Source organism: Devosia epidermidihirudinis, assembly GCF_000971295.1.
Taxonomy (GTDB): Bacteria; Pseudomonadota; Alphaproteobacteria; order Rhizobiales; family Devosiaceae; genus Devosia; species Devosia epidermidihirudinis.
In genome coordinates this window covers 110230-136340 of record NZ_LANJ01000044.1, presented here as the reverse complement: position 1 = coordinate 136340, position 26111 = coordinate 110230, and the positions used below count along the sequence as shown (strand labels likewise).

25 protein-coding genes and 1 tRNA gene are annotated in these 26111 nt (G+C 61.1%); 16 read left to right on the top strand and 10 right to left on the bottom strand.

The window, feature by feature from the left end:
- Window positions 1–14 precede the first annotated feature (14 nt).
- Together WH87_RS15105 and WH87_RS15100 are read right to left on the bottom strand one after the other, a co-directional pair.
- A complete protein-coding gene (locus tag WH87_RS15105) occupies window positions 15–1163 on the bottom strand; it encodes an ABC transporter ATP-binding protein (protein WP_046140750.1) in 1149 nt (382 codons plus the stop codon).
- A gap of 129 nt (window positions 1164–1292) precedes the next feature.
- Window positions 1293–2384, bottom strand: coding sequence for a polyamine ABC transporter substrate-binding protein (locus tag WH87_RS15100; RefSeq protein WP_046140751.1), 1092 nt, complete (start codon window positions 2382–2384; stop codon window positions 1293–1295).
- 442 nt (window positions 2385–2826) lie between these two features.
- Between WH87_RS15100 and WH87_RS15095 the strand changes: the two genes are divergently transcribed.
- From WH87_RS15095 to WH87_RS15085, 3 genes are all read left to right on the top strand, one after another.
- A complete protein-coding gene (locus tag WH87_RS15095) occupies window positions 2827–3777 on the top strand; it encodes a pseudouridine-5'-phosphate glycosidase (protein ID WP_046140752.1) in 951 nt (316 codons plus the stop codon).
- Complete coding sequence (locus tag WH87_RS15090; RefSeq protein WP_046140753.1) at window positions 3774–4655, top strand: carbohydrate kinase family protein; 882 nt, start codon at window positions 3774–3776, stop codon at window positions 4653–4655. The genes WH87_RS15095 and WH87_RS15090 overlap by 4 nt, the downstream gene beginning before the upstream one ends.
- Before the next feature lie 146 nt (window positions 4656–4801).
- Window positions 4802–5158 (top strand): DUF1304 domain-containing protein, encoded by a 357-nt coding sequence (locus WH87_RS15085; protein ID WP_197410828.1) that lies wholly within the window; start codon window positions 4802–4804, stop codon window positions 5156–5158.
- A 40-nt stretch (window positions 5159–5198) separates the two neighbouring features.
- Here the strand turns inward: WH87_RS15085 and WH87_RS15080 are convergent, their stop codons facing one another.
- Complete coding sequence (locus WH87_RS15080; RefSeq protein WP_046140755.1) at window positions 5199–6605, bottom strand: M20/M25/M40 family metallo-hydrolase; 1407 nt, start codon at window positions 6603–6605, stop codon at window positions 5199–5201.
- A 131-nt stretch (window positions 6606–6736) separates the two neighbouring features.
- Between WH87_RS15080 and WH87_RS15075 the strand changes: the two genes are divergently transcribed.
- Window positions 6737–7513: a FadR/GntR family transcriptional regulator gene (locus tag WH87_RS15075; protein ID WP_046140756.1), complete on the top strand. Its 777-nt coding sequence runs from the start codon at window positions 6737–6739 to the stop codon at window positions 7511–7513.
- Window positions 7514–7531: 18 nt separating this feature from the next.
- Here WH87_RS15075 and WH87_RS15070 read toward each other — a convergent pair.
- From WH87_RS15070 to WH87_RS15060, 3 genes are all read right to left on the bottom strand, one after another.
- Window positions 7532–7607 (bottom strand) — tRNA-Ala (locus WH87_RS15070).
- A 69-nt stretch (window positions 7608–7676) separates the two neighbouring features.
- On the bottom strand, window positions 7677–8693 hold the full coding sequence (locus WH87_RS15065; RefSeq protein WP_046140757.1) for an SDR family oxidoreductase: 1017 nt from the start codon (window positions 8691–8693) through the stop codon (window positions 7677–7679).
- Between the two features lie 32 nt (window positions 8694–8725).
- Window positions 8726–9730 carry a Gfo/Idh/MocA family protein gene (locus WH87_RS15060; protein WP_046140758.1) on the bottom strand — a complete coding sequence of 335 codons (1005 nt, stop codon included), beginning with the start codon at window positions 9728–9730 and terminating at the stop codon, window positions 8726–8728.
- Window positions 9731–9836: 106 nt separating this feature from the next.
- On the opposite strand from WH87_RS15060, the gene WH87_RS15055 reads away from it, so the two are divergent.
- On the top strand, window positions 9837–10805 hold the full coding sequence (locus WH87_RS15055; RefSeq protein WP_046140759.1) for a zinc-binding dehydrogenase: 969 nt from the start codon (window positions 9837–9839) through the stop codon (window positions 10803–10805).
- Window positions 10806–10862: 57 nt separating this feature from the next.
- On the opposite strand, the gene WH87_RS15050 is transcribed toward WH87_RS15055, so the two are convergent.
- From WH87_RS15050 to WH87_RS15040, 3 genes are read right to left on the bottom strand one after another with little or no spacing between them, the layout of a single operon-like run.
- Window positions 10863–11669, bottom strand: a complete 807-nt coding sequence (locus WH87_RS15050) for a siderophore-interacting protein (protein WP_046140760.1) — start codon at window positions 11667–11669, stop codon at window positions 10863–10865.
- 52 nt (window positions 11670–11721) lie between these two features.
- The gene (locus WH87_RS15045) at window positions 11722–12621 is read right to left on the bottom strand and encodes a hypothetical protein (RefSeq protein WP_046140761.1); all 900 of its coding nucleotides are present in this window, start codon (window positions 12619–12621) and stop codon (window positions 11722–11724) included.
- A gap of 58 nt (window positions 12622–12679) precedes the next feature.
- Window positions 12680–13999 (bottom strand): NAD(P)H-dependent oxidoreductase, encoded by a 1320-nt coding sequence (locus WH87_RS15040; RefSeq protein WP_046140762.1) that lies wholly within the window; start codon window positions 13997–13999, stop codon window positions 12680–12682.
- A gap of 194 nt (window positions 14000–14193) precedes the next feature.
- Between WH87_RS15040 and WH87_RS15035 the strand changes: the two genes are divergently transcribed.
- From WH87_RS15035 to WH87_RS15015, 5 genes are all read left to right on the top strand, one after another.
- Entirely contained in the window at window positions 14194–14484 is a 291-nt protein-coding gene (locus WH87_RS15035; RefSeq protein WP_046173275.1) for an STAS domain-containing protein, read from the top strand.
- Window positions 14481–14849 (top strand): response regulator, encoded by a 369-nt coding sequence (locus WH87_RS15030; RefSeq protein WP_046140764.1) that lies wholly within the window; start codon window positions 14481–14483, stop codon window positions 14847–14849. Before WH87_RS15035 ends, WH87_RS15030 begins: the two co-directional genes overlap by 4 nt.
- A 36-nt stretch (window positions 14850–14885) precedes the next feature.
- Window positions 14886–17207 carry a chemotaxis protein CheA gene (locus WH87_RS15025; RefSeq protein ID WP_046140765.1) on the top strand — a complete coding sequence of 774 codons (2322 nt, stop codon included), beginning with the start codon at window positions 14886–14888 and terminating at the stop codon, window positions 17205–17207.
- Window positions 17208–17289: 82 nt separating this feature from the next.
- Window positions 17290–17778: a chemotaxis protein CheW gene (locus WH87_RS15020; protein WP_052726660.1), complete on the top strand. Its 489-nt coding sequence runs from the start codon at window positions 17290–17292 to the stop codon at window positions 17776–17778.
- Between the two features lie 212 nt (window positions 17779–17990).
- A complete protein-coding gene (locus WH87_RS15015) occupies window positions 17991–18572 on the top strand; it encodes a TetR/AcrR family transcriptional regulator (protein WP_046140767.1) in 582 nt (193 codons plus the stop codon).
- Between the two features lie 3 nt (window positions 18573–18575).
- On the opposite strand, the gene WH87_RS15010 is transcribed toward WH87_RS15015, so the two are convergent.
- Window positions 18576–18929, bottom strand: a complete 354-nt coding sequence (locus WH87_RS15010) for a hypothetical protein (RefSeq protein WP_046140768.1) — start codon at window positions 18927–18929, stop codon at window positions 18576–18578.
- 207 nt (window positions 18930–19136) lie between these two features.
- On the opposite strand from WH87_RS15010, the gene WH87_RS15005 reads away from it, so the two are divergent.
- From WH87_RS15005 to WH87_RS14980, 6 genes are all read left to right on the top strand, one after another.
- Window positions 19137–19679, top strand: a complete 543-nt coding sequence (locus WH87_RS15005; protein WP_052726661.1) for a hypothetical protein — start codon at window positions 19137–19139, stop codon at window positions 19677–19679.
- 155 nt (window positions 19680–19834) lie between these two features.
- Window positions 19835–21352: a methyl-accepting chemotaxis protein gene (locus tag WH87_RS15000; RefSeq protein ID WP_046140770.1), complete on the top strand. Its 1518-nt coding sequence runs from the start codon at window positions 19835–19837 to the stop codon at window positions 21350–21352.
- A gap of 44 nt (window positions 21353–21396) precedes the next feature.
- Complete coding sequence (locus WH87_RS14995) at window positions 21397–22242, top strand: CheR family methyltransferase (protein ID WP_046140771.1); 846 nt, start codon at window positions 21397–21399, stop codon at window positions 22240–22242.
- Window positions 22239–23288: a protein-glutamate methylesterase/protein-glutamine glutaminase gene (locus WH87_RS14990; RefSeq protein WP_046140772.1), complete on the top strand. Its 1050-nt coding sequence runs from the start codon at window positions 22239–22241 to the stop codon at window positions 23286–23288. The genes WH87_RS14995 and WH87_RS14990 overlap by 4 nt, the downstream gene beginning before the upstream one ends.
- 116 nt (window positions 23289–23404) lie before the next feature.
- Window positions 23405–23794, top strand: coding sequence for a response regulator (locus WH87_RS14985; RefSeq protein WP_046140872.1), 390 nt, complete (start codon window positions 23405–23407; stop codon window positions 23792–23794).
- 191 nt (window positions 23795–23985) lie between these two features.
- Complete coding sequence (locus WH87_RS14980) at window positions 23986–26058, top strand: methyl-accepting chemotaxis protein (protein WP_082092721.1); 2073 nt, start codon at window positions 23986–23988, stop codon at window positions 26056–26058.
- Window positions 26059–26111: the final 53 nt, after the last annotated feature.

Genomic DNA, 26111 nt, shown 5'->3' with positions numbered 1-26111 from the left:
GCTATCGAACGAGCTCATACCGTCAGCACCGATCCGGAGCTGTCGCCCCAGGTGAGATAGACTTCTTCATCCCAGGTGATGGAATCTGGGTTGCCACGCACCGTATTGGTCTGGGTGACGCGCAGGCGTTTGCCGCTTTCGAGCAGGATCTGATAGACGCTCATATCGCCCAGATAGCCGATTTCCTCGACCATGCCCTTGGTGACATTGGCATCGAACGGGCTCTCTGGCTTCTCACGGCTCAGCTGGATCTTCTCGGGGCGGATAGCCCACCACAACAGCTGGTCGGGCGCGCAATCGACGCCATGGCCGACATAGATATCGCAGCCCAGCTCGGCCGAGCGGATGCGGACATGGTCGGGTTCGTCTTCGATGACGATGCCTTCGGCCATGTTGACCGAGCCGATGAAGCCCGCAACGAATTTGGAGTTGGGGAATTCATAAATGTCGGTGGGTTCGCCAATCATGGCGATTTCACCTTGGTTCATCACACCGATACGGGTGGCAAGGCTCATTGCCTCTTCCTGATCGTGGGTCACCACGATGAAGGTCACGCCCAGCGTTTCCTGAATCTTGACCAGCTCGAACTGGGTCTCTTCGCGCAGCTTCTTGTCGAGCGCGCCGAGGGGCTCGTCGAGGAGTAGCAGTTTGGGACGCTTGGCGAGTGCCCGGGCGAGCGCCACGCGCTGGCGCTGACCGCCGGAAAGCTGATGGGGCTTGCGCTGGCCATAGTCCTGCAGCTTGACCAGGGTCAAAAGCTCGGCGACGCGGTCGGCGATTTCCCCCTTGGGTAGGCCATCGCGCTTGAGGCCATAGGCAATGTTCTGCTCGACATTCATATGCGGGAACAGCGCATAGGACTGGAACATCATGTTGACGGGGCGGTTATAGGGCGCCACCGACGTCATGTCCTGACCATCGATTTCGATGCTGCCGCTGGTGGGTTCTTCAAAGCCAGCCAACATGCGCAGCAGCGTCGACTTGCCCGAGCCCGAGCCGCCCAGCAAGCAGAACAGCTCGGACTTGTAGATATCGAGCGACACATCGCTCACTGCAAAGACGTCGCCGAATTTCTTGGTGACATTCTTGATGCGGACAAACGGCTTGGCTGCAGGGTCGCGCCAGGGACGGGTGTCGATTGCAAGCTGGGGCTTTTTAGCCATGGGCTCTGTAAACTCTACTCTGGCGGCGAAAGGCCGTAAGTCCTGCGTCAGGGTCGCCGTTGGCGATGATCCCGGCGCCTTGAAGGTGGCTAAAGTCGGAAGGGGCGGCTGGCGCCGCCCCTTGGTTGATTACTGGCCGGTTTTGATGCGGGTCCAGGTGCGGGTCAAGACCTCTTCATAGTCTGGGCTGTGGGCATTGAGCACAAAGGCCTTCGCGATGGTCTCAGCGGGCGGGTAGATGCCCGGATTGTTCTTGACCTCGTCGTCCACGAACTCGGTCGCCTTCAGATTGGGGTTTGCGTAGAACACGTAATTGGTGATCGCCGCGACAACCTCGGGCTCGAGGATGTAGTTGATGAACTTGTGGGCATTGTCCGGATGCGGCGCATCGGCGGGAATAGCCAAGAAGTCGAACAGCGTCGCAGCGCCTTCCTTTGGAATGACATACTGGACTTCAACGCCGTGGTTGGCGGCAGAAGCGGCGTCGGCGGCGATGAACACGTCACCCGAATAGCCAAGCGCCACGCAAATTTCGCCGTTGCCCAGATCGTCAATGTACTTGGACGAGTTGAAGTAGCGTACATAGGGCTTGATGGCGGCAAGCGCGGTTTCCGCCTTGGCCAAGTCCTCGTCATTTTCCGAGTTTGGATCAAGGCCGAGATAGTTCAGCATGATGCCGGTGACTTCGGACGGGCTGTCCAGCAAGGCGATGCCGCAGGATGCGAGCTTTTCAGCATATTCGGGCTTGAACAGCAGGTCCCAGCTATCGGTCGGCGCGTCATCGCCCAGCGCTGCCTTCACCTTTTCGACATTGTAGCCATAGCCGATGGTGTTGATCATGTAGGGCACGCCATGATCGTTGCCTGGATCCTGGCTGGCAGCGGTAGTCATCACGGCCGGATCGAGGTTGGCAAGGTTCGGCAGCTTGGACTTGTCGAGCGCGAGCAGCAGGCCTGCCTTGATCTGGCGTTCAAGGAAATTGCCGCTTGGCACAACGATGTCATAGCCCGAATTGCCGGCCAGCAGCTTGGCGTCAACGATCTCGTTATTGTCGTAAACGTCGTAGTTCACCTTGATGCCGGTTTCGGCTTCAAAATTGGCGATGGTGTCGGCGGCGATATAATCGGACCAGTTATAGACGTTGAGAACGGCTTCTTCCTGGGCCAGTGCCGGGCTGGCGACCATGAGGGCGCCGAGGGCAAGTGCGAGCGACTTGTTCATCTGGAAATGAGCTCCTGTGCGGAAAAGGTTGGTCTTTTGTGAGTGAGCGGCGCTACTTGGCGCGGCAAAGGGGCGACTGCGCAAAAGCGCGGACGATATCAGGCGTGGGCGCTCATCTTGGAGTGCCCCGTGAAACGTGGGTCGACTGCAAAGGCGCTACGAAAAAAGAGCGCTCGAAAGCGCTGGAACACGTCGCTGTACTGAGCCCGGAGCGGGGCGCGTATCGATCAGCGCAGATTGCGCGATCAACAATGGTCGTCTTCAGCGAAGTGCCCTTTCCTGTGGTGTTTATAATGGCAACCTAGAGCCAAAACTTCAGAGGGACAAGGGATTTGGGGGCATGTTTTTGCGGGGCTTGACGCCCTGTGGCATTAGGGCCCAAAACCCGCGCTAACAAGGGCATTTCATGCCCGTATTTTGAGACATACCGGAGTCCTATCCCATGAGCGCCAAGGCCTATTTGTCGATCAGCCCCGAGGTCAAGCAGGCACTCGCTGCCGGCAAGCCTGTCGTGGCGCTGGAATCCACCATTATTACCCATGGCATGCCTTATCCGCAGAACCTGGAAATGGCGCAGAATGTGGAAAATGTGATCCGCCAGAACGGCGCGGTTCCTGCCACGATCGCGATCATGGATGGTCGTTTCTGCGTTGGCGTATCGGGTGAAGATCTTGAGCGTCTGGCCCAGACCGGTGGCAAGGCTGCCAAGGCTAGCCGTCGCGATGTCGCTTCGCTTCTGGTTAAGGGCGAAATCGCCGGTACCACCGTTGCCACCACCATGCAGATCGCCGCGCTCGCTGGCATCCATGTGTTCGCCACCGGCGGCATTGGCGGCGTGCACCGTGGCGCCGAAGACACGTTCGATATCTCGGCCGACTTGCAGGAGTTGAGCCGCACGCCCGTTTGCGTCGTTTGTGCTGGCGCCAAGTCGATCCTTGATATCGCCAAGACCCTCGAAGTGCTCGAGACCAACGGTGTTCCCGTGCTCGGCTATGGCACTGAAGATTTCCCGGCTTTCTGGGCGCGCCAGAGCGGCCACAAGGTCGACCATCGTTTTGACGACGTCGCCGACATTGCCAAGGTTGTCGCCATGCAAACCGATCTGGGCATGGGCGGCGTGCTCGTTGCCAACCCGATCCCCGAAGCTGATGCGCTGGATCCCGCAGCCATCGAAGCGCGCATTGCCGAAGCCATCAAGGGCGCGGAAACTGAAGGCGTGTCGCGCAAGGCGCTGACGCCATTCCTGCTCAAGCGTATTTTCGAGCTCACCGACGGCAAGTCGCTGGTCGCCAATATCGCGCTGGTGGAAAACAACGCCAAGGTTGCTGCTGGCATCGCCGTTGCACTGGCTGCCCGCAACGATGCGCCAAAGCCTGCTGTTCGTCGCGCATGAGCCGCATCCTCGTCGTCGGCGACGTGATGACGGATATCATCGCGGTGCCTGAGGGACCAATCGTCAAGGGTAGCGACCGCCGCGCCAGGGTGCGGTCGCGCCCTGGTGGCTCGGGCGCTAACCAGGCCGTCTGGTTGGGGGCCATGGGTGCCGACGTGCGCTTTGCAGCGCGCGTCGGAGCCGACGATCTGGAGTATTACGAGGGCTTTTTCCGCCAGCGCCACGTTTCTCCCGCGCTGATCGGCGACGCCGAGCAGGCCTCCGGTGCGCTGGTGACCATCGTGGATCCGGACGGCGAGCGCAGCTTCCTTACGGACCGCGGTGCCAATCTCAATCTGTGCTCGGCTGATCTGACCGTCGATTTGCTCGAAGGCATCAGCATGGTCATGGTCTCAGGCTATAGCTTTTTTGCGCCCAAGCCCCGGCTCGCAGTCCGCGCCCTTCTGGCAGAGGCCAAGGCGCGCGGCATTGCCGTTGCCATCGATCCTGCGTCGGTCGGTTTCCTTGAGGAGGTTGGCGCCGCCAATTTCCTCGAATGGACCGAAGGTGCTGATTGGCTCTTTGCCAATGAGAGTGAAGCGGAAACGCTTTGTGCCGAGGCTGAGTTTGAAGCGCAGATGAGCGCGCTAGGGCAGCGCTTCGGCAATGTCGTGATCAAGCGCGGTCGTTATGGTGCAGCGCTTGGCGGTAAGGACGGCGTGCGTCTGTCACTGCCTGCGCCCATTGTCACCGTGCTGGATTCAACTGGCGCCGGCGATGCCTTCGCTGCGGGGTTCATTGCCGCCCATCTGGCGGGACAGGCCGAAGAGGCTGCTCTTGGTGCCGGCATTGCAGCCGGTGCCAAGGCCGTCCAGTCCATCGGTGGGCAACCAGCCTAAGCTGTCGATCTGAAAATGGGCTCCGGCGCGGTCTGGGGGAAGACCTTGCCGGGCCCTTGTCTGACAGGCACAGTGAGCCTTGGTTTTGCGCCGGCACTCATGGGGACGCCGCCGCGACCAACGTGGAAAGATCAAAGCAAATGATGATTGTTGCTGCCGTTCTCGTGGCCCTTGTCGCGCTGATCCATATCTACATTCTGTTTTTGGAGATGTTCCAGTGGTCGAGCCCGCGCGGGCAGAAGGCGTTCGGCCTGACGCCTGAATTCGCGCGTGACACCAAGGTGCTGGCGGCCAATCAGGGGCTCTATAATGGGTTTCTGGCCGCCGGGTTGATCTGGGGTGTCTTGCATCCCGACCGTGAATTTGGCTGGCAGATCTGCATTTTCTTTCTCGCCTGCGTGGCGATCGCCGGGATTTACGGCGCGGCAACATCCACCCGCAAAATCCTCCTCGTCCAGACCGTGCCCGCTTTAATTGCGCTGGTGGCCGTAATCTTTGCCTGAATGAAAAAAGTCCCCGGAGGTGATCCGGGGACATCTGAGCCTAGCTGGCAAATGCAGCCAGTACGCGCACCCATGCGCGGATGCCGCGGTGATAGCTTTCGAGATCGTATTTCTCGTTGGGGCTGTGGATGGCGTCGTCGACATGGGCGAAGCCGATCAGCAGGCTATCGAGACCCAGGATGTTCTTGAACTCACCAACCACCGGGATGGAACCGCCCGATCCGGTGATGACGGCCTTCTTGTCCCATTCCCCGGACAGCCCGTCGAGCGCCTGACGCAGATAGATGCCATCGTCGGGAACGGTAATGGCGGGCGAGCCACCGTGATTGCTAAAGCTCACCGTGCAATCGGCAGGCAAGCGGTCCTGAACATGTTTGCGGAACGCAGCGCGGATTTTTTCTGGTTGCATGCCCGAGACCAGACGGAAGGAAATCTTGGCGCTGGCCTTGGCCGGAATGACGGTTTTGAAGCCGTCGCCGGTATAGCCGCCGCTCATTCCGTTGATTTCGCAGGTTGGGCGCGCCCAGATGGTTTCGAGGACCGAGCGGCCCTGCTCGCCAGCTGGAACCGACAGCCCCACATCGCCGAGGAACCCAGCCTGATCAAAGCCGAGGCCCTGCCATTGGGCTTTCAGCTCGGGGCTGATTTCAGCGACATCGTCATAAAAGCCCTCGATGGCGACGCTGCCATCGGGGTTGCGCAGGCTGGAGATAATCTCGGCCAGTAGCTGATTGGGGTTGCGTGCAGCATTGCCGAACATACCGGAATGAAGGTCCAGCGAGGCGCAGGAGATCTCGATTTCCTCGGCGACGAGGCCGCGCAGCATGGTGGTGATCGAGGGGGTCTGGCGATCCCACATATCAGTGTCGCAGACGAGCGCGATATCGGCTGCGCCGAGTTCTGCGCGATTGGCCTCCATGAATGGGGGCAGGTTTTTGCCACCGCTTTCCTCTTCGCCTTCCAGCATTAGCGAGATCTGCACGGGCAGCGATCCCGTCGCTTTCTTCCAGGCGCGGCAGGCTTCGATGAAGGTCATCATCTGACCCTTGTCGTCCGAAGCGCCGCGCGCCACGATGACCTGGCGGCCATTGGCGTCGGTCTTGAGCACAGGCTCAAACGGATCGGTGTGCCAGAGATTGAGGGGGTCGACGGGCTGCACATCGTAGTGCGCATAAAACAGCACATGGGTGCCGTCCTGTTTGGGGCCATGTGCAACCACAACCGGGTGACCAGGCGTTGGGCGCGCCGCAGCTTCAAAGCCAAGGCCGTTCAGTTCTGCCGCGATCCAGTCGGCTGCGCGCTGACATTCGGCGGCGTAGGCCGGGTCGGTCGATATGGATTTGATGCGCAGCAGCGTATAAAGCCGCTCAAGGCTCTGTTCGAGACCTGCATCGACTTCGGCGAGAACTCGGTCGAGAGAAGTTTGAACGGAGGTAGCGGCTGTCATGGCTATCGAATCCTTGAGAAAGTCGGGGGCACAATGGCGCAGCCGGTCCCGCGCTGTCCACAGCACGCCGCTAAAATCAATTGTACGACTAATGCGCCCATGTTTAGGTGCGCCTTGGGTTGGGGAGCGATATGGCCAGACTTGAAGGACGTGTGCGGACGACGGGGGAATTGATCGCCGTCATTTCGGGGCGCGCGCCATTGCGCAATCTGCATTCGCAGGTGCTGTGGCAATTGGGCGTCTCGATCGTGCGAGGGGATTATCCCGAGGGCTCGATCCTGCCGGCAGACAGCGATCTGCTGCAGCAGTTTTCCGTGTCGCGCACCGTGCTCCGCGAGGCGCTCAAGACCTTGTCGGCCAAGGGCATGATCGAAGCCCGCGCTCGTATCGGCACCCGCGTGCTGCCGCGCCAGCGCTGGAACCTGTTCGATGCTGATGTGCTGGCATGGCACTTTGAAATCGGGCCCGATGTCGAGTTCCTGCAGAGTCTTGCCGAAGTGCGCATCGGCATTGAGCTCGAAGCCTCGGCGCTCGCCGCTCAACGCCGTAGCGATGCACAGGCCGAGCAATTGCTCGCCTGGGCCGACCGCATGGGCGAAGCGCGCACCGCCGAAGATTTCGCCCGCACCGATCTGGCCTTCCACCACGCGGTAGCGCAGGCGTCGGGCAATCCCTTCATGGCATCAATCAGTGCGCTGGTGGAGCTGGCTCTGACCGCATCCTTCACCATCAGCTCCCCGGTGGAAGACGCGAACCTGCTGCGGATTGCGGTCCTCACCCATCGCCGCATCGCCGAGGCCATTGCCAACAAGGACCCCGACGCCGCCCGCGCCGCCATGAAGATTGCCATCACGGAAGGCTTCGAACGATCAGCCGCACGTTTGGCGGCAGATGGAAAAGTGAAATAACTGGTGAACCGATCGGAATGGTGGAGCTGAGCGGGATCGAACCGCTGACCTCGTCATTGCGAACGACGCGCTCTCCCAACTGAGCTACAGCCCCGTTCCGATGGGGCTGATATTGACATCATCTGAGCGCGCGGCAAGAGGCGTTGCGCTGAATTCGGCTTGGCTAGACGAGGCCCTGGGCAATGAGGCTTTCGGCGGTTGCCAGCAGCGAGGCTTCCAGTGCGATCAGGGGGTGACCGAGCAGGGCAATGGCAGCGCTGCTGTCGAGGTGTTTGGGAGTGCCGAGCTCGGTGATGCTGGAGCGCACGTCGCTGTCGAACAGAGCGTAGAGACGGACCACCCAGTCTGGAATGTTGAGCTGCGGAACGGGGCGCTTGGGAAAGTTTTGGCGCAGGATCTGGGCTGCGTCGCGCAACTGGATAACCTCTTCGCCCATGGGAAAACGTTGCCCCCCGGCCTCGGGACTGGTCATGGCGGCGACATGGGCGGCCGCGACGTCTCTGATATCGACGGCAGTGATGGGAATGCGGGGAAGTCCCGGCACAGAGCCGTTCAGCAGCCGCAGCACCAGTTGCGCCGAGGTGCCCGCGTCATGATCCAGAACTGGGCCGAGAATGACGGCGGGATTGATTGCTGCAAGCGCATGGTGTCGACCGGCGCGATCCATGATCTCCCAAGCGCGCTGTTCGGCAAGGGTCTTGGAGCGTTGGTAGGCGTTGATGCCGCGTCCACTAAGATTGGTCCATTCATCGGCGGTGTAGGGCTCGGGATGCGGGGTCTCGTGGCCATAGGCAATGGCGGCCATGGAGCTCGTCAGCACGACGCGCTCTACATCGGCATCGAGCGCTGCCGTCAGGGCGCGCTCGGTTCCGGCGACCGCCGGGCCAATAAGCTCCATCCTGTTTTTAGGCATGCGCAGCACGAGAGGCGAGGCGGTGTGCAGCACGAAGCGGCAGTCACGCGCTGCTGCCGACCATCCCTCGTTCTTGGACAAATCGAGCGCGACGAATTCAAGGCCCGAGGTGGAGACACCTGCGCGGGACAGCGTTTCGCGCACCCTGTCGGCGCGCGCCAGATCGCGCAGGCTGCCGCGCACGGTGTAGCCAGCATTCAGCAATTGCAGTGCAATGTGGCCGCCGAGATAGCCAGAAATCCCGGTGAGCAGGACGCGATCAGACATTCGATTTCGCCCCGCTCTCTCAGGTATGGTGCCTAGACGCTGACCCAGCCGCCAGCTTTCTCGCTGGCATAAATGGCGTCCAGTACCTTCATCGAGGCAATGGCGTCTTCGATGCCCCAGGGCAACGGCTTCTCGCCGAGCACGGCCAGCGCGAAGGCTTCGGCCTGTTCAGTATATTGGTCGCAGGCGGGCAGGATTTCGCGACGCGCCAGCGAGCCATCCAGTGATGCGCCACTATCAATGGTGATTGCGGTATGCTGGTCGGGCGGGGCGTTGAAGGGGATGGTGATCTCGAGCTTGGCCTTACTGCCGAGCACCTGCACGCGCTGATGCGGCGTGGTCTGGGTGGAGCAGATGAAGTTGAGCTGGCGACCTGCGCCGAAATCAGCCAGCACGCTGGCGAGGCGATCAGTGCCAAAGCGGTCGTCGCGTTCGACGAGGGAGACGACGCGCTTGGGTTCGTTTTCAAACAGAAAACGGGCCGCTGTGATGGGGTAACAGCCGATATCCATGATGCCGCCGCCGCCAATATCGGCTTGATTGCGCACATTGGCCGGGTCGTCGTTGAAATAGGTGAAAACAGCATTGATGGCGCGGACATCGCCCAGCTCGCCCGAGCGGATGATCTCGCGGGCGCGCTCCCATTGCGGGTGGAAGCGGATCATGAAGGCTTCGAGCACGATGCGGTCGGGCGGGCATTCGCGCAGCGCCTCGGCATCGGCGGCGTTGAGGGCGATGGGTTTTTCGCACAGCACATGCTTACCCGCTTTGGCGGCCGCGACCGTCATGGGCACGTGCAAGTGGTTGGGGAGTGGATTGTAGATGGCGTCGATATCGGGATCGGCGAAGAGCTCCTCATAGGAGCCATAAGCCTTGGGGATGCCGAGCTCGGTGGCAGCCTGCTGCGCCTTGCCCAGGTCACGCGAAGCGATGGCGACGACTTCGGAATGGGCCGATTTCTGGATGCCCGGCGTTACTTTCTCCATGCCGATATTAGCGGTGGAAAGGATGCCCCAGCGGACTTTCTTCGTGCTCATGCGTGATCTCCCATAGTGCGCGGAGGTTTAGCGGGGCGGGCGGCGGTTGCAAAGGCCCCTGCGAGCGCCCACATGGCAGGCACAGCAACAAAGGGCCAAAACCATCATGCGCAGTGTCAGCTTTTCCGAATTCGGCGATCCCACCAAGGTTCTCAAACTTGCCGAGCGCGAGCTGCCGCGGCCGGGTAAAGGACAGGTTCGGATCAAGCTGCTGCTATCGCCCATCCACAATCACGATCTGTCGACCATTGAGGGCGTCTATGGCGTCAAACCAGCGCTGCCGGCGGTGCCGGGCACAGAAGCCGTGGGCGTCGTTGATGCCCTGGGCGAGGGTGTCACGCATCTGGCCGTCGGCCAGCGAGTTATGGGCGGCGCGAGCGAGGCCTGGGCAGAGTATTATCTCGGCGATGCCACGCGGCAGATTCCAGTGCCGGACAGTGTTGACGACGCAACGGCCTGTCAGCTGATTTCCATGCCGCTGAGCGCCAAGATGATCCTGTCGGATCTCGGAGTGAAACCGGGTGACTGGATGATCCAGAACGCTGCCAATGGCGCAGTCGGTAAGCTGATCAATCACTTCGCCGCCGAAGCCGGGGTGAACGTGATTAATCTGGTGCGCCGCGATGCGGGCGTGGCCGAGCTCAAGGCGCAGGGGATCGGCAACGCGGTCTCGACCGAAGCCGCCGATTGGCGTGATCAGGTCAAGGCGATTACCGGCGGTGCGCCGATCGTGCGTGGGCTGGATTCCTTGGGTGGCGATGGTCCTGAGGCGCTGCTCAGTGTGGCAGCAGAGCATGCTGAAGTCGTTGCTTTCGGCAATCTTACTGGCAAGCCGATCACCCTGTCGTCGGCCGCCATCCTGTTCAAGCAAACAACGGTGCGTGGGTTCTGGGGGGCTCGAGCCCGTATTGGGCAAGAGCTCGTCGGCAAGATGATCGGTGAGCTGGTGACGGCCGCTGCAAGCGGCAAGCTCAAGCTGCCCGTGGCGGCTGTTTACGAACTGGCCGACGCGGCAGAAGCAGCCCGCGCCAGTGGCGAGCCCGGCCGCAAGGGCAAGGTCGCGCTCAAGGGATAGGCCTGAAGCTCGCCCTGATCTCCCCCGGTTCGGAGGGAGGTCAGGGGAGGCTATCGCTTAGTGCGGTTCCTGTGCGTCGGCGACGCCCAGCAGCCAGTAGCCGGCTGCTTTGATATATTCAGGGTTAAAGCCGCGTTCGGTTTCCAGATAGGCCCTGATCGATTTGCTGATCGTGCTTTCGCCGGCAATATAGGCGTAGGCTTCGCCCCCAGGGAAAGCTTGCGCTTTGATCGCATTCAGCAAGAGGTCGGTGGTGCCGGCAGGCTGGCCGTTGCGGTGCACATAGATCAGCGTCAGCTCGGTCTTGGTTTCAAAACGCTGCTCTTCGGCGGCGCTGTCGACCTCTATAACGGCGATGACGCGGGACCCCGCGGGCAGTTCTTCAATGCGGCGGCCAAGGGCGGGCAGGGCAGTTTCGTCGCCCGCCAGCAGATACCAGTCGAAAGCCGCCGGGGTGACGAGAGAGCCGCGCGGTCCGCCGATGACCAGCTTCTGGCCAGCTTCGGCCTGGGCCGCCCAAGTCGATGCAGGGCCATCGCCGTGCAGCACGAAATCGAGGTCAATGGTCCCGGCGGCGATGTCCCAATAGCGGGGTGTATAATCGCGCATTTCAGGGCGCTCGCCTTCGGCGAATTCGGCGCCGCGCTGGCCGATTGGCACGATCTTGGGCTCGACGCCTTCGGGGAAGAAGAACGCCTTGATGTGATCGGCATGGCCGGGAGAGGCGAAGCCCTCCATGTCGCCCTTGAGGCTGATGCGACGCATCAACGGGGTGATATCAGTGACCGCCGTGACTTCGAGCAGACGCATGCGGGTGTCGTGGCGAACGCGAATGGAGGCCCTTGGATCGATTGTCTCTGACATTAGCTAATTCCTGAATAAACTACTCAGAAATTAAGCCGCTTGGACCGAATGATCAAGGCTGAACAGCCGGTGTGTGCTCTGCACTGATCTGCATACGGGCGATAAGGCCAGTAATCTCGGCGGGGTTTCCCCCGGTTAGTGTCGTCAGCGCCAAGGGCGGATCGGCGCGCATCTGCACGACATAGTCCCCTTCCATGCGGGGGAAAGATTCAACAAGAGCGCCGAGTGCGGCCTTGCTCTCGTCTGCCATATTGTCTGTCGGCAGCGCGGCGATGAAGGCAATGGCGGCCTTCTTGTAATCGGCAACCAGCGGGCGCGGGTCACTGTCATAGGGGAGTAGACCCAGCAGAGCGGGAACGGTCATAGCCGAGAAAAACCGGGCATTGACGATTTCGACCGTGACCGCGTCGATGGCGCCGGGAAAGTCGGCTGCGGCATCGACAAACCGGTCGAGGTCGATCTCGGACAGGCGGCCCTCTATTCGAAATGAGCCATAGCCGGGCGAGGTAACGCTGAGATCGGTCAACTCAGCCGTTTGGGCCGCCTTGTCCCAGCGATAGGACAGGTGGATGTTCAGTGGTTCGCTCTGGTTTTCGATGATGTAGTTGTTGAGCAGGCTGCCGGTATCGGGCGCGATTTGAAAGCCGGTGATGGCCAGGTCGAGTTCTGAAGGCAGGGCGTCTTTGAGATCGCGGGTGAACAGATCCGGTGCGGTCAGCGTCGCGCTGCCGATGCGATAGCGATTGTAGCTGCTCGTTCCGGCAAACACATTGGTCACTCGGCATCCCGCATCGATATCCTCGATCGTGCTGTCTGCGGTCGTCTCGATTAGGCTGAAGCTTTTGACCAGCTCGGCGCAAGCGGCCCGGTCGACATCTTCCCGGTCAGTCTGCGCAAGAGCGGCGAGAGGCGTCAGCACAACGGCAGCCGCGAAGATTGCGAGAAAGCGCATGTAAGCTCCGGATGTTGGACAACGACACACTTGCCAATCACGCGGCAGGAATGGGAGCCTAGTGCAGAAGGCCGAGCATTTTGTCCTGCTCGCGGCGGAGTGCATAGAGCCGGGTCGTGGCGTCGGGCTGGCTGTTGGCGGTGGTCAACAGCTCGCCCTTTTTGACATCTGCAGTGACCTTGCCGCCTTCGAGCAGGCCAACCGGAACGGCGCTGGCGGCGCGGCTGTCGGTCACGGTCATCGCATAGGAGCGGTAGCAGGTTTCCCCGATCGCATCGAAGGTCTCACCGGCCTTGAGGTCGCGCTTGGCGACGGCGCAGACTTCGGCCACCGGATTGGGCAGGGGCACCATGTCGGCCTTGCCATGCAGCATGATGCGCGCACAGGTCAACGGTACTTCCAGGCTGGTCAGGTGATAGGGCCGGAAGAAGCTGTAATAAGGACCATGGCCGATATGGAGGTCATCCATCCGCTCGATGATGCGCGGATGCTCGGCCTTGACGATGACGAAGACGCCGGGTGCCACGCCCTTGCCTACGGTGAAGTCGACGACGCCCGCCTTGTTCAGGATGCCGCCATCGGCCTTGGGGATCAAGGTCCTGGCCATGTCATCACGGTCGGCCTTGGGGCCGTGCATGCCCGGCACGTCCGGCACGAGGCCGGTGGCATTGGCAATCGCGCACATTTCCACCATGGTCTTGGAGCCGTCGATGAACTCCACCAGCATGCGCGGGTTCATGTTCCGGCGCAGCGCTTCCTCGCGGTAGTCGTCGGGCACGGCATCATGCTTGAGCGGATTGTTCTTGCCCTTGCCGGCGGCAACGATGGGCAGACCCAGCGCCGAGACGAACTCGATCAGCTCCATGCAGGAACTGGGTTCGTCGCCCGCACCAACTGAATAGACCACACCCAGGCGGTCGGCCTGGGCCTTGAGATAGGGCCCGATGGTGACGTCGGCTTCCACATTCATCATCACCAGATGCTTGCCGTGTTCCATCGCGGTCAGGCAGTAGTCGGCGGCCACGCCGGGCTTGCCGGTGGCGTCGATGACGACGTCGATATTGGGTGTGGTGACCAGCGTTTCGGCCGAGGTGATGGCAATCTTGCCCGCTTCGATCGCCGCCGTGGCCTTGGCCACGGTCTCGGCTTCGCGGCCGTGGCTGTCATCGCCATAGGCAATCTTCATGGCGTCGAGTGCGGTGTGCGGGCGGCGCGTGGCAATGGCTGCCATTTCGATGCCGGTCATCAGGCTCATCTGGGTGACAAGATCGGTGCCCATCTCGCCAGACCCGATCACACCGACGCGGATCGGCTTGCCTGCGTCGGCGCGAGCGGCGAGGTCACGGGCAAGCCCGGTCAAAGCGATATTGGTGGTCATGAGCGGATCCCGGCATTCATTTGCCCTTGGGTTACCCCCCGTGCGCGGGTGCAGGCAAGGGAAATGGTGCCCCGGTCGGCGATTAACCCGCGCCAAAGCGGGCGGCAAACCTCCCGGCACTAGGGTTAGCACTTCTTAAACCGTTCCAAGGGAAACTGGCCGTCAGACAGCGCTCCGGGGGGCAGTCACGCATCATGGGCAATGAAAGCACGCAATCCATCGCTTTACCGGCGATCATGGATCTCGACTCGCTGGATGGCGTGCGAGATGGCATGCTGGATGCGCTTGAGGCCGGCCCGGTCTGTGTGAGGGGCGACGCCGTCGAGCGGGTGTCAACCAATGCACTGTTGATCCTGATTAGCGCGGCTGAAACGGCCCGACGCAATCACTACGAGTTTCAGATCGAACAACCGAGCGCGGCACTGTTCTCCGCGATCGAACGACTGGGCCTGAAGACCCAGTTCTCAGGGATGATAAAAGCATGACGGCCTTGCGGGTGCTCACTGTTGACGACTCCAGGACGATCCTGGCCATGCTGCACCACACACTCAGCAATGCTGGGTTCGAGGTGTTGCAGGCTGAGGACGGCCAGCAGGGGCTCGACGTCTTGCGCAATGAGGCCGTCGACGTGGTGATCACTGACATCAACATGCCGGTGATGGATGGCATCGAGTTCATTAAGCAGGTCCGGGCAACCGGTCTGCACCAGAGCCTGCCGATCCTGATCCTGACGACAGAGACCAGTCAGGACAAGCGCGAGCAGGGCAAGGCCGCCGGTGGCACAGGTTGGATCGTCAAGCCATTCGATCCGGAGAAGCTGATTTCCGTCATTCATCGTGTCGTGCACTAAGCGCGACTTGGACCCAGAAGGGTTGGACGTTTCTGCATGAGCGAGCTCGACGACTTCAAGGCAACCTATTTCGATGAGTGCTCCGAGCTTCTGACAGAGCTCGAAGAGCAGTTCGCCGCCATCGAGGCCGGTGAACGCGATGCAGATCGGCTCAACGCAGTGTTTCGTGCCATTCATTCGATCAAGGGCGGCGCCGGGGCTTTTGGCTTCTCGGCGCTGGTCGGTTTTGCGCATGCCTATGAAACCCTGCTCGACTATGTGCGGGATGGCCGTATCGAGCTCAGCGACGATGTTGTGACGCTGTGTATCCGTGCCAACGACATTGTCGCCGACCACGTCAAGGCGGTTCAGACGGGCGAAGCCCTGCCTGCCGATTACGGCATGGATGAACAGCGCCGTTTCGATCTTCTGGCCCGGGGCCAGGATGGTTCGGATGACGAACTGGGTGGCGAAGTTCTCGAAGAATTCGACATCGATTTTGTCCCCGTCATGGTCAATCTGGGCGGCGACAGCGCGGACGATGAGCCACCGCTCGCCGATCTCGCCGCTCCTGATGCAGAAGACACTTTCGATTTTGTGCCGCTGCAAGCCGAAGCCGGGCACTGGGAAATCCACTTCACGCCGCATCGCGCTCTTTATGCGCGCGCCAACGATCCTCTCCTGCTGTTCCGCGAGCTTGCTGTTCTTGGCGACATGCATGTGCGGGCGATCATCGACGACATTCCGGCTTTGGCCGATTTCGAGCCCTTCGCCGTCTATTGCCGTTGGGAAATCACCCTGGTGTCGGCAACGGTCACCGAAACGATGATCCGCGAGGTCTTCGAGTTCGTCGAAGGCGACTGCGACATTGCGGTGAGCCAGTTGGGCGCGGGCAATCTGCGTTTTGACGTGCCAGAGCCCACGGAGCCGGCCGGTAAAGTTAGTGCCGAGGATCGCGACCTCGCCAATTTCCTGGAACTGGCAGACGATGAAGTCGCCGATGTCCTGAACTTTGCGCCCGAGCCGCCTCCTGCCGCCAGCACCGAACAGGATACGTTCGAAGAAGCGCCAGGCCTGAGCTTTGCCGAGCTGATTGACACCATTCAGCCGTCCCCGCCCAAGCCCGTCGCGCCTCCAGCGGCCCTGCGCACTGCGCCGCCTTCGGGTGGCGAGAGTGAGGATGGCGAGCGGCGCGCGGTTGGCGTGCAATCCATTCGCGTCGACCTCGACAAGGTTGATCGCGTCGTTAACATGGTTGGCGAGCTGGTGATCACCCAGTCCATGCTGACACAGCAGATGGATGAACATCTGCGCACCCGCTATACCGAGCTGGTGCGTGGTCTTGAAGTGCTGGCGCAGACGGCGCGCAGCCTGCAGGACTCGGTCATGGCCATTCGGGCCCAGCCGGTCAAATCGGTGTTCAGCCGCATGCCGCGCCTGGTGCGCGAACTGGCCACCAAAACGGGCAAGAAGATCCGCCTTGAGACCATCGGTGAGAACACCGAAATCGACAAGACGGTCATCGAACAGCTCAGCGATCCTTTGACCCATATGATACGCAACTCGGCAGATCATGGCATCGAAAGCCCCGAGAAGCGTCTGGCCGCCGGCAAGACCGAGTTCGGCACCGTGCGCCTGTCGGCCGAGCAGGCCGGCGGCAATATCCTCATCGTCGTCGAAGATGATGGTGCAGGCATCAATCGCGAGCGCGTGCTGCAACTGGCGCGCGACAAGGGCATTGTGGCGCCCGATGTCCAGCCGACCGACGAGCAGATTGACCAGCTGATCTTTGCGCCGGGCTTCTCCACCGCCTCCGAGGTGAGCGACATTTCCGGGCGTGGTGTCGGCATGGACGTGGTGCTGTCCAACATCAAGAAGATCGGCGGCTCGGTGCATGTTCGTTCATGGACGGGCAAGGGCACGCGCATGACCTTGCGTCTGCCGCTGACGCTCGCGGTTCTCGATGTCATGCTCGTGAAGGTCGGTGGCTCGCCCTATGTGGTGCCGCTGTCCTCCATCGTGGAAACCATTCAGTGCGCGCGTGCCAGCTTCGAGCGGGTGCCGAGCGGTGGCCAGGTGCTGCAGGTGCGCGGCGAATACGTGCAGGTCATCGATCTGGTGCAACGCTTCGACATGCAGACCGAGGTCGAGGCCGACAATCGCTTCGTGGTGCTGTGCGAGGCTGAAGGGTCATCCAAGGTGGCCTTGGTGGTGGACGACATCATTGGCCAGCAGCAGGTGGTCATCAAGTCGCTGGAAGAGAATTTCGAGCGGGTTGAGGGCATTGCCGGCGGCACGATCCTGGGCGACGGCAATGTCGCGCTGATCGTCGACGTGCAGGGTTTGAAAACCACGATCGTACACAAAAGTGCTGCCTGAAGGCGGCGTAGTATAGAGTGTCGGCCCAGGGCCGAGAGTAAAAGCGTCGCTACCTAGAATGGGTGGCAGAAAGGCAGAAGACATGGAAGCGCTTAGTTTGCGAGACGATCTGGGTGACAATTCAGCTGTTGCCGCCCACAATACTTTGCAGCTCATCGCCTTTTCGATCGGCGATCAGACCTATGGCGTCGAAATCACGACAGTGCGCGAAATCCGCGCCTGGAATGGTGCTACGCCATTGCCCAATACCCGTGAGTTCGTACGTGGTGTGATCAACTTGCGCGGCACCATCGTGCCGATCTTTGATCTGCGCGCCCGTTTTGGCGACGGCAAGACCTCGCCCACCAAGAACCACGTCGTGGTGGTGATGAGCGTTGGCGACAAGTGGGTCGGCATTCTGGTCGATGCCGTGTCGGACATTCTCACTGTCTCGCGCGACGATATTCACACCGTGCCTGAGGGCAATTCGATCGACACCGAACTGCTCAATGGCATCGTGACTCACGACAGCCGCATGGTCGGCCTGATCGATCTGCACGCCGTTGTCAGCGGCGCACGCGTCGAAGTCTGATCGTGTTGCCGATGAGATGATAATGAGGGCGCCATTGGCGCCCTTTGGCGTTTTAGCCCTTGCTGGCCATCAAGTTCGCGTTCGGACGTTGACAGGATCGGGCCGACCGGCGATTGCAGTGCGGCAAGGACGGCTAGGCCGGATGCAGTCAAAAACCGCCGGTGCCGTTCTGCGGCCCTGTTGGTGCCGAATTCTTGTCGGGGAGAAGCCCAATGATGACGACACTCCTCGATCTCGATCAGAGACGGCCTGCGCGCGCCGATGCGCGCCGCAATTATGATGCCCTGGTTCACGCTGCTCGGACGGCATTTGCCGAGCTGGGCGCGCGCGCGCCGCTTGAGGAAATTGCGCGTCGCGCCGATGTCGGGATCGCTACGCTCTACCGCAACTTCCCGACCCGCGAAGACCTGATCGAGAGCGTTTATCTTGTAGAGCTCGACAGCGTCTGCCGGGCAGCCGAAACCTTCGGCCAGCTCGGGCCCTGGGACGCCTTCATCGCTTGGATCGAGCGTCTGGTAGACTATCTCGGCACCAAGCGGGCGCTGATCGAGGGGCTCAACCAGCAGTCCAGCGCCTATCAGCTGTCGCGCGAGGCACTGACCATAGCGGGGGAGCCGCTGCTCAAGCGCGCGCAGGATCATGCCGTGGCCCGGCCCGACGTGACGATTTACGAAGTGCTGTGGCTGGTCTGGGGAATTTCGGGCGTCAATTTTGAGGACGACGCCTTGCGCGACAAGGTTCTGCGCTTGGGATTTGATGGATTGCGCGCGCAGTTCGTGCCAGCTGAGGCTTAGCGTCTAGAACAGCTCCGCGTCGCCGTGGCTTTGGTTCACGGCGCTGCCCGATAGGGCGGGAATACGTAGCTCGTCCAGCGTCAGGCTGGCCCAGATCTCGTCATAGACGCTGTCCGGCGCGCTGGCGGGCAGCAGGGCGAACTGGCGAACGGCAAGAGCCATGTTGTGACACCGTTGCTCAATGCGATCCTGGCCTTGCAAGGCCGTAATGATCATCTGCATGGCCTGTTTGATCGATGGATTGTTTGCCAAGTCACGGTCAGCCAACAGCTCAAGAGCCTCAGTAATACCCTCAAGCATCGAGGCGGTTTGACGCGCCGTCTCGTCGAGTTCTCTTGCAAGTTTCTGCAGTGACATATGTCGAATCCCGGACCCCAGCCATTGCAGTCTATCCCGGTATTCCTGAATCTCTTCTTTCTGGTATCAAATGCCGGGCAGCGGTTGATCTGCTTGGTTAGCGATTGGCTAACGAGTGTGGACTAGGTTGTCCGACATAGTGCATGCAGAGGTGCCGGAAGCGCGATGGGACTATCGAATTCACTACCACCCGAATTCGATCGCGGGATGGTCACGACCGTCCATCAGGGCGAGTACCATGTCTCGGGCGACACCGATCTCACATTTTCCACGGTCCTAGGGTCATGCATTTCTGCCTGCATTCGTGATCGCGTCGCCCATGTTGGCGGCATGAACCACTTTCTGCTTGGCGAGCAGTCGACTTCTGCTCGCACCCGCCATGGTGCCTCGGCGCGTTATGGCGCCTTTGCCATGGAACAGCTGATCAACCGGGTTCTCACCCTCGGCACGGGCATCAAAGCCAACCTTGAGATCAAGGTTTTTGGTGGTGGCAAGATGAATGTGGCGCTCGACGATGTGGGCGCCAAAAACATCGACTTCCTGCGCGACTATCTGGCGGCGGAAGGCTTCGCAGCAATCAGCGAAGACCTTGGCGGTAACTATGCGCGACGCGTGCTGTTCAAGCCGCATTCCGGGCGCGCCTTCGTCAAACGACTGGACAGCTCGACCGGCGCCAATGTGGCCCGCGAGGAAATCGCGCTAGCGGCGCGCCGCGTCCTGCCAAGAACAGACGATATAGAGCTGTTCTAGCCCGCAACTGGTTGCCCCGGAACGGGACACCTGCTTCATCTCCCGGCAAGGTCGCTTAGCGAAGTGTTACGTCGGACAGGGCCCTTATAGAGTTGGTTAACCATTCCCGACGTAAGGTCCGGCAATGTTGAACCACTCCGGTTGATTTGCGCTCTATGCCCAATCTGCGCCTAGCGCTGGTAATTTGTGCAATCTGGCTGACCGCCTGGGCGCTGGCCCTTGGGCTATTGATTGGTCTGGGCATGGGGGCTGGCTGGCTGGTCGCATCCGTCACCCTTCTGGTTCTCTCCCTTGCCGGCACCGTTGCTGCGGCGATGTGGTTTGATCGGCAACAGGCTCAGACCCTGGTGTCCGTCGCGTTGGCGGCGGGGCTGTGCGAAGAGGCCGGTGCGCCGCTCACCATCACCGATATTGTTGCGCGAATGGGCAAGCGCCTTGAACGAGCCCATCACTTCAAAAGCGCCATTGCCCATCTCGATCGTCCAGTTGCCGTGATCGATGATACCGGGCGTATCCTGACAGCCAGCACTGGCATTACGGCTTTGGCGCGTGACGCCATCGAAGGCGCGACGCTCGATGCCCTGTTTGGCGATGGCTATCTCAATGCTGGCGGCGGTGCCGCGGCAGAGACTATGGTCATGCTGGCTGGGCGCCGGTTTACCGTGCTGTGCCGGCCGATCGTTGCCTCGCGCTATCTACTCGAACTGGTTCCGGCTGGCAGCTATCTTGAAGATGACGATCTTGATGCTCTGGCAGGTGCCTTGGCGTCTGGACAGACAAGCTTCCGTTTTGAAGCGAGCGTTATGACGGAGAGCCCCGCGCTCGCGACCCTCAACGCGGCGCTCGAGCTCCTCGACACCGGCCTGCGCCAGCTCGACAACCTGGTCGCCGGCAGCGGCGAAATGCCGGATGCACTTGATGGGCCACTCGGCGGCCTGGCGCGTCGCATCGATGACTTTGCACGGGCCGTGATGGAGCAGCTCAGCGAAGAACAGGAATTGCGCGCCAGCCTTGAGAAGCGTCTGGCGGCCGTTGCGCGGCTGCTGGATGGGTTTGAAACCCGGGCGGCATCTCTTGGGGCGATGAGCGCCGAGAACCACGACGATGTGGGTGTGACCGGCAAGGCCCTGCTCGACGGCTTCGGGCGCCTTCAGCAGACCCGCACGATCAGCCGGGCGGCGCGCGACCTGGCTGGAGAAGCCGACCTTGCGGCAAGGCGGACCAATGCGGTGGTCGGCGATATCGATCGGATGACCCATGACATTGATGCGCTGGTGACGGCGATCGAAGACGTCTCTTTCCGCACCAATCTGCTGGCTCTGAATGCTGCCGTTGAAGCGGCGCGCGCTGGCGAGAAGGGGGCCGGGTTTGCGGTTGTGGCAGACGAAGTGCGCCAGCTGGCGCAACTGACCAATCGGTCTGCGAAAGACATTCGTGCCGTGGTCAGCCGCGGTCGTGCACAGGCAGAAACCGGGGTGGCAGAGGCCAGCTCCCTGCAAAAAATGATTGGTGCGCTGGAAGCGCATTTACACAATCTTGGTAGTGAGACTGACACAATCGTTGCGACACTGACCGATGGCGAGCAGGCGCTGAAGCGACTGACTGCCCGGATGACGCAGGCGGACGAAGCTCCGCGCACCAGCGAAGCGCCACTGCGGCGTGCCAGTGCCTAGCTAAACTCTCGGCCTTTGGGGCCGAGATACCGGGGGCGATACGCATGGAACAGGGAGAATTCTCCCTCAGTGATCGCGAGTTTTCGCGCATCAAGACGCGGGTCTATGAAGTTGCCGGAATTGCGTTGAGTGACGCCAAGCGGACGCTGGTGATTTCTCGCCTCTCCAAGATTGTACGGTCACTGGGACTGTCGAGTTTCGACGCCTATGTCGACCATCTGGAGCGCGGTGGTTCCAACGCCGACGGCCAGGACTTCGTCAACGCGCTGACCACCAACCTCACGCGGTTTTACCGCGAAGATCATCACTTTGATCACCTGCGCACCCATGTGGCGACGCTGGTTGCACAAAAGCCGCGTGGCTCACGCCTGCGGATCTGGTCGGCTGGCTGCTCGACAGGGCAGGAGCCCTATACGATGGCCATGGATTTGCTGGCCACCTTTCCCGAGCTGCGCCGCTGGGATTTCAAGATTCTCGCCACCGACATTGATACTGCGGTAATCGCAAAGGCGTCGCGCGGCATCTATCCGGAAAACGAACTCAACGGGCTCTCGCCCGAGCGGGCCCGACGCTTTGTCCGTGTTGGCGATGGTACGATCGCCATCGACCCTGCGGTGCGCGAAATCTGCTCCTTCAAGCAGCTGAACCTGATCGGTGCCTGGCCGATGCGGGGGCCATTCGACGCCATTTTCTGTCGCAATGTCGCGATTTATTTCGACAAGCCGACCCAGGGGGAATTGTTCGGTCGCTTCGGCAAGCTGATCGCGCCTGAGGGCTACCTCTATATCGGGCACTCGGAAAACCTTGGCTCTGGGGGTGAAGGATTCCGGCTGGTCGGCAAGACGATCTATCAGACACGTCAGAAATCGGGGAAGCAGGTCGCGGCATGACAATCTCAGTCCTCATCGTCGACGATTCCGCACTGATCCGGGACATCCTGTCGCGCATGCTGATGCGTGATGGCGATATCAAGGTGGTTGGTACCGCAACCGACCCCATCGATGCGCGCACCAAGATCAAGGACCTCAATCCCGATGTCGTAACGCTCGACATCGAGATGCCCAACATGAACGGGCTGCAGTTCCTCGACCGGTTGATGCGGCTGCGGCCGACGCCGGTGGTCATGGTTTCGACGCTGACCAAGAAGGGGGCGAGCGAAACGCTGCTGGCGCTTGAATTGGGTGCCGTCGACTTTGTGGCCAAACCCAGTGCCGATTATGAAGGCGGTCTCGACGCTTTTGGCGTGGGCCTGCGCGACAAGATCCGGGCCGCAGCTAAGTCCGATGTGCGTGGGCGGTCCGCCAGCCGCGCCGAGGTTCCAAAGGTCACGCTCAAGACAGCGGCCGCGCCTGCCGGTTCCGTCATTGCGATTGGTGCCTCGACGGGCGGCGTGGAAGCCATCCGGGCCGTACTGACCGCGCTGCCGGCGGATTGCCCACCGGTCCTGATCACCCAGCATATGCCCCCCGGCTTTACCACCCGGTTTGCTGCCCGGCTCGATGAGCTCTGCGCCCTCACAGTGGTTGAGGCCCAGGATCGTCAGCCGCTGCAGGTTGGCCACGCCTATATCGCCCGTGGCGACTATCATCTGCGGGTTGAACGCAGCTCCGGCCAGCTTAAGACCCGCCTGTCGCAGGATGAGCTGGCAAGTGGACATCGACCGAGCGTTGACGTGCTGTTTGAGTCAGTGGCCCGGACGGTCGGCCCCCTTGCCGTTGGCGCGATCCTCACCGGCATGGGGCGTGATGGTGCGCGCGGCCTCAAGCTAATGCGCGAAGCCGGTGCCTATACCGTTGGCCAAAGCCAGGCGTCGTCACTGGTTTATGGTATGCCGCGGGTTGCGTTTGAGGAAGGCGCCGTGGTCGAACAGGCCCCAATCGAGGCCATCGCCGACCGTCTCGCCAACGCCTTGAGCAAGTTGCGCGCCGCTGCCTGACAGGGGCGGTTGCAATGCGGTGGCGCGGATTGAGACATTTGTAACGCTTGTTGCCTAGAATTTTAGCACAAGTGCTGGGGCAGAATGCCTGCGGCACGCAGAAGGTGAGCTCGACCATGCCAAAAGCTAGCGCTGTCAGCGTCCTGATCGTGGATGACCAGCAGTCCATGCGGGGGATTTGTAAGTATATTCTGACCCAGCTCGGCTTTAAGGACATTATCGAGGCCAAGAGTGGCCGCGATGCATTGGGCAAACTTGAAAAGGCCAATGTCGACCTCATCATTTCCGACTGGAATATGGAAGATATTGACGGGCTCACCCTGCTCAAGGTGATCCGCAAGCATCCGCGCACGCAGGCAATGCCCTTCATCATGGCGACGGGCCGTTCCGACAAGGAGCAGGTGAAGGAGGCCATTTCCTTTGGCGTCAACAACTACATCATCAAGCCATTTGACGCTTCGACCATGAAGAAGCGGATCGAGGCGGTTATCGGCGCGCTGAGCTGATTGGCGCGACATTACGGTATTGCTGGGGCCATCCTTCGGGGTGGCCTTTGTGTTTTTGGACGCTGCAAGTTGATCGCAGTCATTCATGGAGAACGGATGGTTAACGGCTGTCCATTAGTGTCTCGGCCGTAACAGTGCGCCTTCATGTCTCTCGTCATGGTCCGGCGGCTGCTTCTGGGGGACATGAATGAATGCGTAAGCTCATGAGTATATTGGGCAATATACGGCTGACCACGGCCATTGCCGCCTTGGTCGTGTTTGCCATTATCGGCTCGATTGCCGCAGTATCCGGCGCAATTTATTTGAACCTGCATGCGACCTCGCTGGCGGAAAGCCAGACGCAGCAGCAGACCAATGTCGGCGTCGCGGCGACGATTCTTGAACGCCGGATCACCGGCTCCACAGTTGAATTTGCCGAAGACGGTTCGCTCGCCGCGTTCCAGACGTGGGCGATCCCGCCCATCGTGACCAACGAGATCATCGACTCGGTGACACGTGTCACCAAGCAGGATGCCAGCATCTATGTGCTGGATCAGGCCACCGAAACCTTCATCGGCAAGACCACCAGCCTCGCCGCCGCCGATGGCGCGCGCATGTCAGACCTGTCGTTGGGAACCGACTCGCCTGCCTATGCCGCACTGATGGCCGGCGAAAACTTTGTTGGCGACCTGCAAATAGGGGGCGTCAGTTATCTCGCCGCCATGCAGCCCATCACAAAGATGAACGGCGGCATTCTGGGCGCGATCTTTGTTGGCACGCCCCTGGCCCGCGTCGAGGCAACGGCCAATGACGTGCTCAGTGTTATCCTGACAGTGGGTGGCGCTGTCACTCTGGCGCTGGGGCTGGTAGGCCTTGTGCTGTCGCGTCAGCTCTCGCGGCCCATCCCGCGTCTTGCCGCCGCGATGAATGCGATTGCCGAGGGCAATTACGAGACCGAGGTGCCCTATACCGGCTTTGGCAATGAGGTGGGCGGCATGGCTCGCGCTGTGGAAGTGTTCCGCCAGAACGGGTTGCGCGTCAGCCAGATGACCGAGGCCGAAGCAGCCCGGATTATCGCCGATCAGGAGGCGCGCCAGGAGATGATGCACCAGTTGCAGCGCTCCTTTGGCGAAGTGGTCGATGCTGCCACGGCTGGCGATTTCAGCCAGCGCGTGCGCACCGAATTTCCGGATGCCGAACTCAATGCCTTGGCCGCCAGTGTCAACAACCTGGTGTCCACGTTCAATCGCGGCGTGTCTGAAATGGGCCAGGTCCTCGCGGCCATGGCCAATACCGACCTGACCGAGCGGATGGACGGCGATTACGAGGGCGCTTTCCTTGTCCTCAAGTCCGATATCAATGCGGTGGCCGACAAGCTAACCGAAGTGGTTGGGCAGTTGCGCCACACATCCGGGTCGCTGCGTTCGGCGACGGGCGAAATCCTGTCGGGTGCCACCGACCTTTCGGCGCGCACCACCAAGCAGGCTTCGACCATTCAGGAAACCTCTGCCGCGATGGATCAGCTGGCTGTCACGGTCCAGCAGAACGCCCAGCGCGCCCACGATGTCAGCAACAATGCCTCTTCGGTCACCCGCACCGCCGAGGAGGGCGGTAAAGTGATGGAAGATGCCACCGCTGCCATGGAGCGGATCACCGCGTCATCGGCGAAGATCTCCAACATCATCGGCATGATCGACGATATTGCCTTCCAGACCAATCTTCTGGCGCTCAATGCTTCGGTTGAGGCGGCGCGGGCGGGGGATGCGGGCAAGGGCTTTGCGGTGGTGGCAGTCGAAGTGCGCCGGCTGGCGCAGTCCGCGGCGCAGGCGTCCAGCGAGGTCAAGCTGTTGATCGAGCAGAGTGCAGGCGAGGTGAAAACCGGCTCCCGACTGGTGGGTGATGCTGCCGGTAAACTCAGGACCATGCTCGATGCCGTGCGCGGCAATAATGGTCTGCTGGAATCCATTGCCAATGACAGCCGCGAACAGGCGGCCGCCATTGCCGAGGTCAATTCGGCCGTGCGCATGATGGATGAGATGACCCAGCACAATGCCGCCCTGGTGGAAGAAACCAATGCGGCACTGGAGCAGACCGAAGCTCAGGCGCGCGAGCTTGATCGCATTGTCGATATCTTCCACCTGCCAGAGGCATTGGACGGATCGCAGCGGCAGCAACCGAGCCGGAACGAGGGTGCAAGGGGCCTGCAACGCCGCCTGGCGGCTGCGTCATCGCGCTTTGACACCCAGGGCACCGCAGCTCTCAGCAAAGACTGGGACCAGTTCTAGCCCTTCGCCGACCTATCTCATCGCTGTGCACAAGGCCGCCTCTTGGGTGGCCT